Annotated in this window: 15 protein-coding genes; 8 read left to right on the forward strand and 7 right to left on the reverse strand. The window is 72.4% G+C overall.

The window, feature by feature from the left end:
• The first annotated feature begins 107 nt into the window (after positions 1 to 107).
• Complete coding sequence (locus tag amrb99_RS32890; protein ID WP_190863489.1) at positions 108 to 1,283, forward strand: hypothetical protein; 1,176 nt, start codon at positions 108 to 110, stop codon at positions 1,281 to 1,283.
• Positions 1,284 to 1,286: 3 nt separating this feature from the next.
• Here the strand turns inward: amrb99_RS32890 and amrb99_RS52690 are convergent, their stop codons facing one another.
• The 3 genes from amrb99_RS52690 to amrb99_RS32905 form a co-directional block, all read right to left on the reverse strand.
• Entirely contained in the window at positions 1,287 to 1,862 is a 576-nt protein-coding gene (locus tag amrb99_RS52690) for a DUF4232 domain-containing protein (protein WP_190863492.1), read from the reverse strand.
• Between the two features lie 210 nt (positions 1,863 to 2,072).
• Complete coding sequence (locus amrb99_RS32900; protein WP_190863494.1) at positions 2,073 to 3,350, reverse strand: helix-turn-helix domain-containing protein; 1,278 nt, start codon at positions 3,348 to 3,350, stop codon at positions 2,073 to 2,075.
• Between the two features lie 428 nt (positions 3,351 to 3,778).
• Positions 3,779 to 4,924, reverse strand: coding sequence for a serine hydrolase domain-containing protein (locus amrb99_RS32905; protein ID WP_190863496.1), 1,146 nt, complete (start codon positions 4,922 to 4,924; stop codon positions 3,779 to 3,781).
• A 177-nt stretch (positions 4,925 to 5,101) separates the two neighbouring features.
• Between amrb99_RS32905 and amrb99_RS32910 the strand changes: the two genes are divergently transcribed.
• Together amrb99_RS32910 and amrb99_RS32915 are read left to right on the forward strand one after the other, a co-directional pair.
• Positions 5,102 to 5,506, forward strand: coding sequence for a PPOX class F420-dependent oxidoreductase (locus amrb99_RS32910; RefSeq protein ID WP_190863498.1), 405 nt, complete (start codon positions 5,102 to 5,104; stop codon positions 5,504 to 5,506).
• 50 nt (positions 5,507 to 5,556) lie between these two features.
• A complete protein-coding gene (locus amrb99_RS32915; protein WP_190863500.1) occupies positions 5,557 to 6,243 on the forward strand; it encodes a DNA alkylation repair protein in 687 nt (228 codons plus the stop codon).
• Between the two features lie 36 nt (positions 6,244 to 6,279).
• Here amrb99_RS32915 and amrb99_RS32920 read toward each other — a convergent pair whose 3' ends face one another.
• The gene (locus tag amrb99_RS32920; RefSeq protein WP_206700193.1) at positions 6,280 to 7,449 is read right to left on the reverse strand and encodes an NAD(P)-binding protein; all 1,170 of its coding nucleotides are present in this window, start codon (positions 7,447 to 7,449) and stop codon (positions 6,280 to 6,282) included.
• 90 nt (positions 7,450 to 7,539) lie between these two features.
• Here amrb99_RS32920 and amrb99_RS32925 point away from each other — a divergent pair, with 90 nt between their 5' ends.
• The 3 genes from amrb99_RS32925 to amrb99_RS32935 all read left to right on the forward strand — a co-directional run bounded on the left by amrb99_RS32925 (position 7,540) and on the right by amrb99_RS32935 (position 10,488).
• Positions 7,540 to 8,031 (forward strand): sigma-70 family RNA polymerase sigma factor, encoded by a 492-nt coding sequence (locus amrb99_RS32925; protein WP_206700194.1) that lies wholly within the window; start codon positions 7,540 to 7,542, stop codon positions 8,029 to 8,031.
• Positions 8,028 to 8,516, forward strand: a complete 489-nt coding sequence (locus amrb99_RS32930; protein WP_190863502.1) for a hypothetical protein — start codon at positions 8,028 to 8,030, stop codon at positions 8,514 to 8,516. Before amrb99_RS32925 ends, amrb99_RS32930 begins: the two co-directional genes overlap by 4 nt.
• A 235-nt stretch (positions 8,517 to 8,751) precedes the next feature.
• On the forward strand, positions 8,752 to 10,488 hold the full coding sequence (locus amrb99_RS32935; RefSeq protein ID WP_206700195.1) for a multicopper oxidase domain-containing protein: 1,737 nt from the start codon (positions 8,752 to 8,754) through the stop codon (positions 10,486 to 10,488).
• On the opposite strand, the gene amrb99_RS32940 is transcribed toward amrb99_RS32935, so the two are convergent.
• Positions 10,473 to 11,444 (reverse strand): NmrA/HSCARG family protein, encoded by a 972-nt coding sequence (locus amrb99_RS32940; RefSeq protein WP_190863504.1) that lies wholly within the window; start codon positions 11,442 to 11,444, stop codon positions 10,473 to 10,475. The two genes, amrb99_RS32935 and amrb99_RS32940, sit on opposite strands and share 16 nt — an antisense overlap.
• 251 nt (positions 11,445 to 11,695) lie before the next feature.
• Here amrb99_RS32940 and amrb99_RS32945 point away from each other — a divergent pair, with 251 nt between their 5' ends.
• Positions 11,696 to 12,043 carry a helix-turn-helix transcriptional regulator gene (locus amrb99_RS32945; protein ID WP_190863507.1) on the forward strand — a complete coding sequence of 116 codons (348 nt, stop codon included), beginning with the start codon at positions 11,696 to 11,698 and terminating at the stop codon, positions 12,041 to 12,043.
• Positions 12,044 to 12,239: 196 nt separating this feature from the next.
• Here amrb99_RS32945 and amrb99_RS32950 read toward each other — a convergent pair whose 3' ends face one another.
• Entirely contained in the window at positions 12,240 to 12,971 is a 732-nt protein-coding gene (locus amrb99_RS32950; protein WP_190863509.1) for an SDR family oxidoreductase, read from the reverse strand.
• Between the two features lie 90 nt (positions 12,972 to 13,061).
• Between amrb99_RS32950 and amrb99_RS32955 the strand changes: the two genes are divergently transcribed.
• Positions 13,062 to 13,487, forward strand: a complete 426-nt coding sequence (locus tag amrb99_RS32955; protein WP_241756147.1) for a MarR family transcriptional regulator — start codon at positions 13,062 to 13,064, stop codon at positions 13,485 to 13,487.
• Positions 13,488 to 13,818: 331 nt separating this feature from the next.
• Here the strand turns inward: amrb99_RS32955 and amrb99_RS32960 are convergent, their stop codons facing one another.
• On the reverse strand, positions 13,819 to 14,661 hold the full coding sequence (locus amrb99_RS32960; protein ID WP_190863511.1) for a hypothetical protein: 843 nt from the start codon (positions 14,659 to 14,661) through the stop codon (positions 13,819 to 13,821).
• Between the last annotated feature and the right edge of the window lie 860 nt (positions 14,662 to 15,521).

Raw genomic sequence — 15,521 nt, forward strand, 5'->3', positions numbered from 1 at the left:
CATCCGTTTCGTCAGCGTTTGTTGCCCGGCGGGCGGCCGTACAGGGGGTGCCGCCGCCGGGGGCCGCCTCTGGCTCCGGACCGGGGCCCACCCCCGGAGGTGCACCCGTGAACAGCAGTGAGATCGTGTGGGCCGCCGTCCTCGCCTGCACCGCGCAGACCGTCTACTTCATCGCCTTCGTCCTGTTCAAGACGGCCGTCGGGCGGATCGGCCCGCTCGGCGGCCGGCGGCCGCTGCACGGCGCGGCGCTGCTGCTGCGCAGCCCCCGCTGGGTCGCCGGGGTCGCGGTCGTCCTCGCGGGCTTCGCGCTGTTCGCGGGCGGGCTGATCAGCCTGCCGGTGGTCGCGGCGCTGCCCGCGTACGGGATGAGCCTCGCGCTGCTCCTCGTCGTCGGGATGAGCGGGTTCGGCGAGCGGCCCACGTCCCGGGAGTGGCTGGCCGTCGCCATCGTCGTCGCCGCGATGGTCACCGCGGCGCTGTCGGTGCTGCCCGCGCGGGGCGAGACGCTCGCCGGCGCCCTGCACCGGCCGGACGGCGCCGCGGCGGCCCAGGCGCTGCCGCTGTGGAAGGCGGGGCTGGTCGTCGTCCCGTCGCTGGGCCTGCCGCTGTGGATGTTCTTCGTGCGGGACCGGCTCGTCGCCGGGCGGCACGCGCGCCCGATCACCGGCATCGCCTACGGGCTCGGCGCGGGCACCCTGCTCGGCGCGACGGAGGTGTTCGGCCAGGGCATGGCGATGATGCTGGCCGGGCACCGCGGCGCGGCGGTGCTGTCCACCCCGCACCCGTACCTGTTCGTCGTGGCGGGCGCGCTCGGGCTCGGCCTGCTGTCCATCGGCCTGCAGCGCTGCCGGCTCACCATCATCGTCACCGTGGTGACCGTGACCGCGAAGACGCACCTGCTGCTGTCGGCCACCCTGCTGTACGGCGAGCCGTGGCCGCACGCGCCGGCGCTGTTCCTGCTGCGGCTCGCGGGCGTCCTGCTGGCCGTCCTGGCGCTGCTGGCCTTCCCCCGGCATGAGCAACCCGCCGCGCCCGACGGCGAGCGCCGCCCCGCGCCGCGCCCGGTCCGCCGTGCGGAGCCCGAGCGTCCCGCCGCCGAGCGCCCGGTGGGCTGGACGGCGCCGCGCGCGACCGGCCGCTACGCCAGGACGCCCGCCCGGTTCCCGGACGGCCCGTCCGCGCGGCCCGGCACCCCGCCGGCGAGCCCGCCCCCGGCCGGGTGGCCGGTCGTGCGGCCCGTGCAGCCGCCGGACGGCCAGGTCCGCTTCCCCGCGGGCGGGTGACCGTCACCGCGCGAGCGTCCAGGCGGTGGTCTCCAGGCGGCCGGTGTTGCCGAGGTCGAGGGGCCCGTTGGCGGGGACGACGAGGACGGGCCGCCCCGGCGCCGGGCGGACCTCCAGGTAGCTGCCGTTGACGGCCGGGACGGTCGACTCGGTGACGAGGTTGCGCCAGACGATCCCGATGCGGGCCGACCCGCCGGGCGCGACGGTCACCGGCTTCGGTCCCGGGTCCTTGATCTGGCGCGTCCCCTCGACGGCGCGGACGTCGAACGGCTGCCGCTTCTCGTCGAGGACGCGCAGGGCCGGGTAGCCGTTCAGCCGGTACGGCCGCGTGCCGCAGTTGTGCAGCTCGACCCAGGTCGCGCGCAGCCCCATCGCGGCGTCGGGCCGGTCCATCGAGAGGCTGACGCCGTCGGGGGAGCAGGCCGTCGAGGGGGTCGGCGTGGGCGACGCGAGCGTCGGGGCGGGGGACGGCCCGCCGGACGGCGCGCCGGACGCGGGCACCGGCGGGACCCCGGACGCGGTGCCGGGCTCCGACCCGCACGCGCCCGCGGCCGGCACGGCGGCGAGCACTCCCGCCACCACGACAAACCGCCGCAAAACCCCCGAAAATCCATTCACCGCGCCATCATCCCAGACGGCCGCCGGGCGGCCCGCGCAGCCGGAGCATCGGCACGACATCGCCACATCCCGCCCACACCGCGCACGCGAACGCCGACCCGGCCCGGCCCGGCCCGGCTTGGGGCGCGGGCGGGGGCCGGGCCGGCGTCGGCGGCCCTCCTTCAGGCGGTCCTACTTGAGGCGCCGCAGTTTCGGGACGGGATGGGAGACGGGCGTCGGGCGGCGCGGCCCGGCCGACGGGCGGCGCGAGCGCAGGAACGCGGCGCGCAGCGCGACCTCGATGCCGAACCGGGCCTCCGGGTCGTCGAGCTCCTCGCCGAAGGTCTGCTCGATCTTGCGCATCCGGTAGCGGACGGTCTGCGGGTGGATGTGCAGCAGCTCGGCGATCTCGGCGGCGGTGCCGCGGGTGACCAGCCAGGTCCGCAGGGTCTCGGTGAGCCGGTCCTGCTGGCCCGGGGTCATGCCGTCGAGGATGCCGAGCCGGCGCCGGGTCAGCTGCTCGACCAGCGCCGGGTCCGACAGCAGCCACAGCGTGACGAGGTTCTCCTCGCACAGGACGACCCGCTCGTCGTCGAAGACGCCGTCGAGGGCGAGGGACAGGGCCTGGCGCGCCCAGCGCAGCGAGTCGGCGGCCTGCGCGGGCGGCACCGTGAGGCCGACCGCGACGCGGCGGCCCGGGACCGCCGCGTCCAGCATCGCGCGGCGCGCGTCGGTGAACGGGCCGGGCATCAGCAGGTGCGGCGCGGCGCACTCCAGGTCGGCGAGGACGTCGTCGTCCAGCGCCGTCCAGACGCAGCGGGCCTCGGGTTCGACGGCGACCAGGGTGACCTCGGCCGGAACGGTCCAGCCGGCGGCCTCGGCCGCCTCGGCGACGTCGCAGCCCGGTTCGCCGACCAGGCGGTGCAGCAGGCGGCGGCGCCGGTCGTCCATCGCGGGGATGGGCCGGGCCCGCGCCTCCAGGTAGCCCTCCAGCGACAGGGCGGCGAGCTCGTCGAGGTAGACGAACAGCGCGTCGGCGAGGCGGGACATGACGGCGGAGGAGATGTCGTGGCGCGGCGCGACCTTCATGACGCGCCGCCACGCGACCTGGCCGCCGATCCGGTAGGCGGCCTGCAGGCTGTCCATGCTGCGGCCCTCGTGCGCCTCGTACTGGCCGAGCATGCGGGCGGTGCCGGCGGAGCCGTCGTTCACGGCCGGCGTGCCGGGCGGGGCGCCGGGCGGCGCGGCGACCCGGTCGACGAACGCCGACAGGCTGTGCTCCACGCTGATCCGCAGCACGTGCCCGTACGGGCCGTCGATGGGACGGGCGTACTCGGGGATGGCGCGGCGGATCTCGGCGACGATCTCCTCGGCGAGGCTGGGCAGTTCGGGGCGCATGATGCGGGCGAGCCGCGGCGGGAGCGGCGCCGAGCGCTCGGCGAGACCTCCAGGGTCGAGGGTTCTGGTCATCGGACACCTCCGTCACCGCGTTCCGCGCGGGCCGGGGAGCGGGGGGTCGGGGTGGGGTCGCCCCTCCCGACCCGGCAGGCGCGGGCGGCGGTAGTTCGAGACCGCGGGCGGGGGTGGGACGCGCTGAGCGGGGACCCCCGCGCGCCTGCCGTCCGCGGTCCAGGACGTTTCGACGGTACGCAGGGGCACGGGGGGCGTTCTGTAGAGCAAAAGAACAAATCACGGTGGCCGCTGCTCATCTGCTTATAAGCGGCCGCGTGGACGGCGATCTAGACGCTTGACCTGCTGGCCGCCCGCAAAGTGCCGAATATCAGGTGATTTCCTGATTATTTATCGCCGGGTGTTAGAAGAAGATTCAGATTCGGCGGCCGCCCCGCCCGTCCGGACGAGGCGGCCGCCGCGGGGCGCCCGGCGGGGCGCCCGGCGGGTCAGCCGCAGAAGGCGGTCTCGGCGGCCTTGGCGAGGTCCGCGCGGAACGCCGGGTCGTACTCGAACTTGGACTCGTTGTAGGTGATGATCGCCTGGCGGCGGCCGTCGGCGCTGGTGTAGGTCCACGTCCGGTAGCCGGGGAAGCCGCCGTCGTGGCCCCAGCCGTATCCGCACGAGAACTTGATGCGGGCGGCGCCGAGGCCGTAGTCCTCCACCACGCCGTCGTCGTTGACGGGCTGGACGGTCCGCATCTCGCGCATCTGCTCGGCCGGGAGGAGCCGGCCGGTGAACAGGGCGCGGTGGAAGCGCGCCACGTCGTCGACCGTGCTGACGATGCCGCCGGACGTCCGGGCGCTCGACGGGCTGATCTGCGTGCTGACGTCGCCGTAGGCGTCGTAGTAGCCGTGGACGTACGGGCCGGGGAAGCGGGGGTCCGTCGTGGGGTAGTAGGTGTGCCGCAGGCCCAGCGGCGTGAAGATCCGCCGCTGGAACTCCGTGCCGACGGGGTGCCCGGTCGCCTTCTCGATGATCATCCCGGCGAGGATGTAGTTGGTGTTGGCGTAGTTCCAGCTCGTTCCCGGCGCGTACAGCGGCGGCTTCTCGGTCGCGATGGCGATCAGCTCGGCGGGCCGCCAGGCCCGGGACGGGTCGGACATCACGCGCGGGTCCTGCGTGTAGTCGGTCAGCCCGCTGGTCTGCGCGAGCAGCTGCCGGACGGTGATCTTCGACCCGTCGTTGCCGTTCGCGGCGACCAGGCCGGGCAGCCACTTCTCGACGGTGTCGTCCAGGGACAGCCGGTGCTCGGCGGCGAGTTGCAGCACGACCGTCGAGGTGAACGTCTTGGTGACGCTGGCGACGCGGAACAGCAGCCGGGCGTCCATCGGCGCGCCGGTCGCCTTGTCCGAGACGCCGGCGGTGATGTGCGCGACCCGGCCGCCGCGCCGCGTCAGGACGATCACGCCGGGCACTCCGTCCGCGACCAGCTTGTCCGCGCTCTCCCGCACCTTCGCGTCCAGCCCCTTGCCGTTCCCCGGGCGGGCGGCGGCCCTGGCGGGGCCCGCGGCGTTCGCTGCGGGCACGGCGGCGGCGGTGAGCGCGGCGGCGGCCAGCGCGGTGGACAGGACGCGGACCATCATGCGTGCCATGGGGCTCTCCTCAACGGCTCGGAAGCTGACGTCATCAAGACTTCCGGCCCCGGGACCGGCGCACATTGGCCCTGAACACCCTCTCGGGGGTGTACCTACCGACACCTCCGGCGGCCGCGGTCGCGGGCGTGCCGCACAATTGTCGATCAAGCCCGTACCCGGACGAGGAGAGCAGCCGTGTCGTTCAGCGAGGAAGAGATCGCCTACATGAGGTCGCAGCGGCTGGCGCGGATCGCCACCGTCGCGGAGGACGGGCAGCCGGACGTCTCCCCGGTCGGGTTCGACTTCGACGGGACCCACCTGTTCGTCGGCGGTGGAGACCCGGCGAGGACCCGCAAGTTCCGCAACGTGCGGTCGGGGAACACCAAGATCGCGATCGTCATCGACGACGTGCCCTGCACCGACCCGTGGTCGCCCCGGTACCTGCGCGTCTACGGCGAGGCCGAGCTGGTCGAGCGCGAGACCGCCTCCGGTCCGCGCCCGTACATGAGGATCACGCCGCTGCTGTCGTGGAGCTGCAACCTGGACGGCCGCCCCCTCACCGGCGACCGCAGCGTCCGGCGCACCGTGCACCGCCCCTGACCTCGCCCGGCGCCCTAGGCTCGGGTCATCGGACGACCCGGGAGGACGAGGTGGCCGAGACGGCGCTGACCGAGGTGATGGCCGAGCTGGCCGCGCTGGAGGACCCGAAGGCGCGCGCGGTGAACGAGAGGCACGGTGACGACCACGGTGTGAACCTCGGGAAGCTGCGCGCGCTCGCGAAGCGGCTGAAGACCCAGCAGGACCTCGCGCGCCGGCTCTGGGAGACCGGCGACAGCGCGGCCCGGCTGCTGGCGCTCCTCATCTGCCGTCCCAAGGCGTTCGAGCGCGGCGAGCTGGACGCCATGATGCGCGAGGCGCGCACCCCCAAGGTGCAGGACTGGCTCCTGAGCTACGTGGTGAAGAAGAGCCCGCACGCCGAGGAGCTGCGCCTCGCCTGGTCCGGCGACCCGGACCCGGCGGTCGCGGCCGCCGGGTGGGCGCTGACCGCCGACCGTGTCGTGAAGAAGCCCGAGGGCCTCGACCTCACGGCGCTGCTCGACGTCATCGAGGCGGAGATGAAAGACGCCCCCGACCGTCTGCAATGGGCGATGAACACCTGCCTCGCCCAGATCGGCATCGAGCATCCCGAGCACCGCGCCCGCGCGATCGGCATCGGCGAGCGCCTGGGCGTGCTCAAGGACTATCCGACGCCCCCCGGCTGCACGTCCCCGTACGCACCCGTCTGGATCGGCGAGATGGTGCGCCGCCAGGACGGCACGTCGCCGGCGGCGCGGTAGGGCGCCGCCGGCTCCGTGACGTGCGGACGGGTGCGTTCACCGCGACCGGGCGGGTTCGGGGTCGGGCGCGCTGCGGTGGAGTGCGCCGGTTCCGTCGAGGTGCTGGAGGGCGAGGTGCGCGGCGGCGATGCCGACCTCGGCGAGGAGTCCGGGCGCGGCGGACTGGTCCGTGGCGACGGCGAGGGCGTCGCCGCGCCCGACGGCCGGACGGTCGCGCCAGGTCGTTCCAGGCAGGTCCAGGGCGCCGCTGCAATCGGTGCGCACGGCGCCGCGCTGCCACTCCACCGCGGCGCGCCAGCCGGGCCACGCCTGGTCGAGGAGGGCGTGCACCCGGCGTTCGGCGTCGCCCTTCCGCTCGCCGGGGGCGCACGCGGCGGCGATCTGGACGAGTTCGTGCCCGTCCGGCGCGAGCGAGGGGTCGGCGAGGCTGTAGCGGGCGACGTAGATCCGGTCGTCCAGGTCCGACAGCCGGAACCAGTCGGGGCCGGAGCCGGCGCGCATGGCGAGGTCGAACGTCGCGGTGCGGGCGCCGGGCCAGGCGAGCGACGCGTCGCCGGTCAGCCGGCGCGCCGTGGCGAGGCCGGTGGCGATGATCGCCGGGCCTCCGGGCGGTTCGGACGCCCGCGTTCCGGTGCTCGTCCGGACGCCGAGTGCGGCGGCGCGGTCGGCGAGGACGTCGACCAGCGTGGACCAGCCGCCCGCCACGTACCGGACGCCGCCCGCGAGCGCGCGGCGCAGGCGCTGGTGGACGAACGCGGCCGACAGCCGTCCGGGGTCGTGGTCGAAGGTGAAGACGAAGCAGACGCCGATGATCGCCTCGGCCGTCCGCGCGCCGACGTGGCGGAGCAGCCAGGCCCGGTACGGCTCCGCCGCCGGTGCCTCGCCGGGCAGCGCCGCGATGGCCGCGCCGAGTTCGCTGGGCCACGGACCGAGCCGGCCTTCGGACCGGACGAGGCGGGCGAGGGGCGGCGCCTCCACGACCGGCGGGACGAGGTCGCGGCGTTCCAGCCACTCCCACCACGCCCCGTCGACGTAGATCGCGTGGGGACCGGTGTTGGCGCGGTACGGGCCGTCCAGCGTGCGCGCCCGCCCGCCCGGCCGGGAGTGCGCCTCGACGACGGACACCCGCCGGCCGTGCTCGGCCGCCTCGATGGCGGCGGTCAGGCCGGTGAGCCCGGCGCCGACGATCGTCAGGTCTGGTTTCACAGGTCAGGCCCTTCTGTGGGGTTCTGTGTGGTTCCTCCTGTCTGGAAGGTGGCGGCGAACGCCCGGAAGGTTCCGGCTAATCTGCGGGACGTGGACCCGGAGACCGTCGCCGCCGCCCAGCGGGGCGACGCGCTCGCGCTGGACCGGCTCATCGACGAGCTGGCCCCGTACGTCCGCCGGCTGTGCGCGCGGATCGCCCCGGCGGCGGCCGACGACGCGGCGCAGGAGGCCCTGCTGGAGATCTTCCGGGGGCTGCCGTCGCTGCGCGCCCCGGAGGCGATCATCACGTGGGCGCGGTCGGTCACCGTCCGGACGGCGGCCCGGCTCGCCCACCGCGACGACCGGGAGGTCGCCTCGGACGGGGCGCTCATGGACCGTTCCGCCCCGTCCCGCGAAGGGCTGGTCGACATCGACGACGCCCTGGCGCGCCTGCCGGTCCCCCAGCGGGTGGTGCTGGTCCTGCGCACGCATGAGGGCCTCAGCGAGCAGGAGATCGCGGCGGCTCTGGGGATTCCGATGGGCACCGTGAAGTCCCGGCTGCACCGGGCCAGGGCCGCGTTCCGGGAGGTGTGGGAGGCGTGAGCGAACCCGTGGCGCTGCCCGGCATGGATCCGATCGACCGCCTCGCGGTCCTGGAGGCGGGGCTGGCCGGCGCCGTCGTCCGGCGGCGCCGCGTCGCCGCCCCCTTCGACGCCGTGTGGCGGGTCATCGCGGACCTGCAGAACACCGTCCCCCGCTACGAGACCGCCGTCGACCGCGTGCGGATCGTCGAGGAGCGCGGCGAGTTCCTGCGCCTGATGGTGCGGGACGTCGCGGGCCGCGAGGACGCGGTGGACGCCCGGCTCCGGCCCGGCTGGTGCCTGATGCAGTCGGCCACGGTCGTCGTCGCCTTCGCCGCCCGCCCGCTCGACGGGGAGACCCTGCTCGCCCACCTCGAGCACCGGCGCCCGCAGGACGCCGCGCCGCCCGGCCCCCCGAGCGCGCCGGCCGACCGCGCCGCCGCGGTCGCGAAGATCGACGAGGAGCTCCGGACGATCGAGGAACTCGCCACCGGCGGGGGCCGCTGATCCCGCCCCCCGGCTGGTGCCGCACGCTGCGCGTTTGAGATCTACCTTCCTGGCGAGACTCCCACCGGGCGGCGCGACGGCGGGAAGGGACGGGCGGATGAAGCGGGTCGTCGCGCGGCGCGATTTCCTCGTGGCGGGTGCCGTCGGAGGGTCCGGCATGCTCCTGCCGCCGGCCTTCCGGGCATCACCGGCTGACGCGGCGCCGGTCCACGGCCCTGGAGGCGCCGGAGCGGCGGTGACCCCGCCCTTGAGGAAGTACGTCGACCCGCTGCCCCGGCTGGTGACGGCCATTCCGGAGACGTCCGTCCATCCGGGCGCCGACTACTACGAGCTCACGATGCGGCAGCACGAGTGGCGCTTCCACCGCGATCTTCCTCCGGCGCCCGCGTGGGGTTATTGGGCCGAGAATCCGAGCGCCCCCGGAGAGCCGCTTGGAATGGGCTACCTCGGGCCGACGATCCGTGCGACCAGGAACCGTCCTGCGGTCGTCAAATACCGCAACGAACTCCCGGCCGGCCCCCACATGTTCCAGTCCGTGCTGGACCGCATCCGCGAACGGGACCCTCGCGTCGCGCCGCCGTCGCATCACGGGATGCCGTCCCTTCCGCCGGACGTGGACGTGTGGAACGTCGTCCACCAGCACGGCGGCTTCACCCCGCCGCAGTCGGACGGGGCGCCGGCGCAGTGGTTCAGCCCCAAAGGCGTGCGCGGCCCGTCGTACACCACCCTCGACCCGGCCAATGCCGCGCCCAACGAGGCGATCTACGCCTACACCAACCGCGAGCGCTCGGCGATGCTCTGGTACCACGACCACGCCATGGGGATCACCAGCCTCAACGTCTACGCGGGCCTGGCCGGGCTCTGGCTGGTCGACGACCCCGCCGAGGAGCGGCTCGGCCTCCCGCGCGGCGAGTTCGAGGTCCCGCTCGTCCTCCAGGACCGGACGTTCAACGAGGACGGTTCGCTCGCCTACACCATGCCCCGCGTGGAAGGCGCGGACACCCCCGTCGTCAACGGGAAGGCATATCCCTATCTGGAGGTGCGGCCCCGCCGCTACCGGCTGCGCATTCTCAACGGTTCCAACGAACGCTTCTGGCGGCTGCGTTTCCAGACCGACGGGAAGGAGTTCCTGCCGTTCTGGCTGATCGGCACGGACGGCGGCCTCCGCTCCCCGCTGCGGATGCTGAACTTCCTCATATCGCCGGCCGAACGGTACGACCTGATCATCGACTTCGGCGGGCTTCCCCCGGGCGCGGACGTCACCTTGACGAACTACAACGCGCCCGTCCACTACCCCTCCGGCGGCGGACCGGAGATCTCCGGGATCATGCGGTTCCGGGTGAGCGGACGGCCGTCCGGCGGCGCGGATCCGACGACCCCGCCCGCGGAACTCGCCGTCCGCCCCGTCGCACCGATCCGGCTGAAACCGGGCACCCGCCGCCGGGAATGGGTCGTGTACCAGAAGGCCCTTTCCCACAGCATGACGTTCAACGGCGTGCCGTTCATGGCGCCGTGCGAGGACTTCGTCAAAGCGGGCTCGTCCGAGATCTGGGAGTACATCAACCCGAACAACGAGGCCCATCCGATGCACGTCCACCTCGTCAACTTCCAGGTGCTGAACCGGCAGCCGATCGACGCGACCGCCTACCGGCACGCCTTCGAGGCATGGCTCGGCGGCGGTCGCAGGCCCGAGGAGAGGCCGGTGCTGGAGCGCTACGTCACCGGTCCGCCGAGCCCGCCCGACCCGGACGAGGCGCGGTCCTGGAAGGACACCGTCAAGGTCTATCCGGAGTCGGTGACCCGGATCGTCATCGACGGGTTCGACCCGCCGATGGGCCGGATCGCGTCGATCCCCGGCAGCGGCACCGAGTTCCCGGCGACGTACATCCAGCACTGCCACATCCTCGAACACGAGGACGACGACCTCATGCGCCCGTGGACGATCGTCGAGCACCCCTACGAGCCGTCCTGACCGGAGGCACCGAAAGAAACCCGGGAACCGCGCCAATCGGTCGCGCGAAGGAATTCCTCCCAGCTCAGTGCGCCGGAGCCGATGCTCCGGCTCCACTGCATGTCGCGGTCGTCCCGGTAGTACCCGAACTCCACCGCATACTCGGCCATGCCGAGGATCTCGTCGACCAGCAGAGGGTTCTCTCCCAGTTCGGGGAAGTAGGTGAGCAGTTCTTCCCGGGAACAGGCGCTCCGATACTCGGCCTTGAGGCCGGTGACCCGGGAGAAGGAGTCGACCATTTCGGCGGGGGAGATGACGTCGCCGACGACCGGCAGGGAAGCGCCGAGGTAGGCGCTGGGGTCGGAGAACACCTCGAGGACGGCCGGTCCGGTCGCGGTGAGCGGGTCGACGAACGGAGCACGGAAGTGTTCGGGCAGGTAGAAGGGCATGAGCACCGTATCGCCATCGATTCGAGGCGCGTAGTATTCCAGTGCGTTCGTGTAAAAGAACGCGAGCAGCACGAAGGTGTGCGCGATGGGCAGGGTCCGAATATGCTCTGCGATGAGCGCCTTGTCGGTGAAGTGCGGGGCATATTTGGTGCCCGCCGACCTCTCCTGGACATTCTCGAGCGCGCTGAAGACGATGTGCCCCACGCCGGCCTCGACCGCCGCATCGGCGAGCTGGCGGCCGAGGAGGAGCTCGTCGGTCGACGGCGGCGCGACGGGCGGCGTCATGAGGAAGGCCCCATCGGCCGAGCGGAACGCCTGCACGAACTCGCGCTGGTGATCCGGCTCCAGGGGAACGGAGAAGAGCTCCGCGCCCTTCATCGCCAGGTTCCGAGCCTGGGGTGAGTCGGCGTTCCGCGTCAGGGCGCGCACCCGGAACCTTCCGCTTTCGAGCAAGGAGGCGGCGACACTCCTGCCCTGCTTGCTGGTCGCGCCCGAGACGACGATCAACGGCTTGCCGGTAGCGGACATCACGCACTCTTTCCTGTGGAGGCCCGACGCTCGCGAGAGGCGACCGGCGGGAGTGCCGGTCACACCGGCGCCGGGCGGTGACGGAGTCATCATATCGACGAATCGCGATGCGTCAATGTGTCGCCCGGAGTGCGGGCTCACCGCACCCATCGGCGCTCGATCGCCTCCGCGCCCGGCGTGAGGGCCGCGAGGCCCGGCTCGGCACGTCACATCGAGATATAGTGGTGCGTGGATGCGAGAGAGGAGCCGTCATGGCGAAGCCGCCCGCGGCGGACTCAGGGCCAGGTGACCTCGAGGACGCGGTCGAGGTCCTGAAGGCCCTGGCGAACCCGGCGAGGTTGCAGATCATGAACTGGCTCCAGGACCCTCATCGAGAGTTCGCGCAGTGGGAGCCGATCGCCGATCGCGACGAATTCGGGGTCTGCGTCAGCCATCTGCAGGCGAAGTCGGGGCTGGCGCAGTCGACGGTCTCGTCGTACATGGCCACCTTGGAGCGCGCCGGCCTCGTACGGTCCACGCGCATCGGCAAATGGACCCACTACAAGCGCGACGACGACACGATGTCCCGGCTCGCGGAGATGCTCCGCAGCACGCGGTGACGCGGGGAAAGATCGTTACGCGGCGGCGACTCCAAGACCTGCGCCGCTCGCTCCTGGAGACGCCCCGCCGCTCCAGCCCGCCGATCACCAGACCGTCACCGCAACCGCGTAACAAGCCCACGGGACGGTCCGGTGATCGCGGCCCGGCTCTGTTCGGGGACCGTGCACCATTCGGCCCTGGCCTGGCGCCGGCTCGCTAGATCATGCCTCCGGCGGCGTTGATGGTCTGGCCGGTGATCCAACGGGCGGCGTCGGAGGCCAGGAACGCGACGACCTCGGCGATGTCGTCGGGTTCGCCCAGGCGGCCCAGCGGTGTGCGGGCCTCGGCGTCGTCGATGACGTGCTGGGGCACGGTGGCGATGACGTCCGTGCGGGTCAGGCCGGGCAGGACGCTGTTGACCGTGACGGACCTGGAGCCCACCTCCCAGGCCAGCGTACGGGCGAGCTGGTCGCCGGCGGCCTTGCCGGCGACCAGCAGCGCCATACCCGGCAGCGGCGACACCGTGAGCGCCGAAGAGATCAGGATGATCCGGCCGTGGTCGCTGATGCGCCGTGCGGCCTCGCGCAGTGCGACGAACGTGGCCCGCACGTTGGCGTGCAGGTACTGGTCGAAGTCGTCATCGGTGGTGCGGGCCAGCGGCCCGGCGGTCGCCGGGGCGGCGTTGTTCACCCACACGTCCACATGCCCGTAGCGGCTCTCGGCCGCGTCGAACAGCTCCTTGACGGCCTCGGGGCGGGTGATGTCGGTGCGGACCGCGGTGGCCTGCCCGCCCGCGTCCTTGATCCGGGCCACGGCCCGCGCGGCCGTCTCCTGATCGCGAGAGCCGATGACGACATCCATCCCCGCCGCGGCGAGCCGATCGCTGATCGCCCGCCCGATGCCGCGTGATCCGCCGGTGACGACCGCGACCCGGTCCACGGTACGCATGGCCACTCCAATTAGTCGACTGTATGGATAGTCCAGAGTATCGACTAACTTGGTTGAGAGTGTCAACTGTCCAGGCAGTAGACTTCCTCCATGGCCGACGCATCCGATGACGAACTCGTCGAGACGCTGATCGGCGTCTTCATGGAGATCGACGGTCTGTTCAGCACCGCAAGCCGCCGGCTGGGGCTGACCCCCCAGCAGGCGCAACTGCTGTGCTTCGCCCAGCACCTGCGGCCGTCCTTCGGCGAGCTCGCGACCCTGCTGCACTGCGACAAGACCAACATCACCGGCCTGGTCGACCGGCTTCAGCGACGCGGCCTGCTCACCCGCCAACCCGACCCCGACGACCGCCGGATGAGCCGCGTCCACCTCACCGCCCAAGGCGAAGCGGTCACCGGCGAGTTCCAGCAGGCCATCAACACCACCCTGACCACGCGCTTCAGCTCCTGGCCCAGCACCCAACGCGACAGCCTCGTCCACCTGCTCCAAAACGCCACGACGGCACTACGCCACTGACCCCAGAGCCGACAACACCACGAACGTCCCCTGTCCGACCGGATACGGCACTCACCGCGCTCCCCGCGGTCGCGCGACCCGTGGCCGGAGGTGTCCTTCGTGAGCTGGGCGGTCAGCGCGATGCTCGCCCCGAGCACGACGTGACCGGACGCCCCCGGTGTTTCACCGCATGGCGCCGAACTGGAAGCACGCGCCACCGTGGGCAAGCTGGCCCTCCTGCCCTGACTCCGGCGCGTCCCCGACCAGGCGTGACGATGAAAGAGACACCGGCCGTGTCGACTGGTCGGCGCGCCCGCAGAGATGGATGCGGACGCGCCGGAAAAGGTGCTCTTTAGGAGCCGGGCTTGAGGCTCTGGGGCAGGCCCATGGGCAGCATGGTCTTGGAGGCGCTGCTCTTGGCCGCCGCCTTCATGGCCGGGAACAGTTCGGTGTAGGGCTTGCTGGACAGGTACAGCCGGAGGCTCGCGGCGTTCTTCCCGGACGCGGAGGGGAGCCCCGCGCGGAAGTCGGCGACCGGGCCGAACAGCCCGCAGCCACTCGTGGCGGGCGCGGCGAACGCGGTGTCGTTCATCGTCATGCCGATCGCGTCGTCGTACCACGTGAGGGAGTCGTTGTCGCCCTCCAGGCTCAGCTTGACCGGAGCGGTCTTGGAGCCGATGTAGCAGTTGTCGCCGAGCAGCGTGTTGATGATCTTGATGCGCAGGTCGATGGTGGAGCCGTAGCCGCCGGAGGCCGTGAAGCCGAGGGAGAAGTTCCCGGCGTACGTCGTCCTCTCCTTCAGGCTCAGCAGCGGGATGTTCTCCGTCCCGGCGACGCCGAGGACGCCTCCCGGCACGTCCTCCTGCTGGGAGCGCATCTTGACGAAAATGTTGCGGGTCTCGCCGGTCGCCGGGTCGGAACCGCTCTGGACCGTCATCGAGATGGGCTTGGTGAGCGTCTGCTCGATCGAGCCGATCTTCATCGTGCTGCCGGCGCCGATGACGATGTTGTCGCAGATCCAGCTCCCGGGGTCCGCGCCGACCGGCAGCGAGTCGGGGCAGTCGGCGTAGCTGAAGGACACGGGCGCGGCGTCCGCGGAGGCGGGCGCGGCGCCGAGGGCGACGACGGCGGGTGCGGCCAGCGCCAGGACGGGCAGGACGCGGGCGGGCAGCGCACGGAGGGTGAAGCGTTTCACAGGGGTGGGCCCCTTTCAGGGACGTGGCAACGGCCGAACGGGGCGGGGACCGTTCCATTGTCGACTGGCAGAGTAGAAGGCCCACCCTTCGCGATCAAGGTTTTCCGGCCCGAAATTACTGCCCAGTATCGATCTCCGCGGGTCTCCCCTGCTCGCCGGGCCCTGAGGTCGCCCGTGACTTGACCACGGTGATGGCGGCGGACGTTCGCCGCCACGTAGTTCATCGTGGGACGCGAGGTGGCCGTCATCGTGCCGATGACGACCGCGGCGCTCAAGGAGGTGCGTGCCACAAGGCACGATGGCACGCTCCGGCTGACGCGGGGCCCCGGCCTCGACGTGGCATCGGGCACCTGCGCATGGCTTCTCGGCGGCCTGTTCTGCCTTCTCGCCTTCTTCTACACCCAAGCGGACGTCTGCGACGGAGGAGCGTTCTGGACGTTCGGCTGCCTGAACCGGCCGGGACCGCTTCTCAATGTGCTCGGCCTGGTATGCGCCGCATCGGCGACTCCCGCGCTGGCGGTCCTGACCGTGCCGGCCAACCGGACGCGCCTCACCCGGTGGCTGGCGCCGGCCGCTCATCCTCGGCCTGTACCTGCTGGCGCTCCGCATGTGGGTGCCTCACGTGGGCCGGGGTGTCCCGTCGCGCGACAACCCGATGCCCTGACACGCCGAAACAGGCCGCCGCTCGACCGCCCTCATCGAGCGCTGCGCAAACCCTCCCATTCGGTGGCAGCGGGTGGCTAGTGTTTCGCTCGAAAAGTTTCTTTCTGTTTGAGAGACTGGAGTATGCGAACCGCTGCCCCTCTGGCATTACGTGATGGAGATGTGGCCGAGCTGCGTCGGCTGGAGTCGGCGCGCAG

This window comes from Actinomadura sp. RB99 (assembly GCF_014706005.1).
Lineage (GTDB): Bacteria > Actinomycetota > Actinomycetes > Streptosporangiales > Streptosporangiaceae > Spirillospora.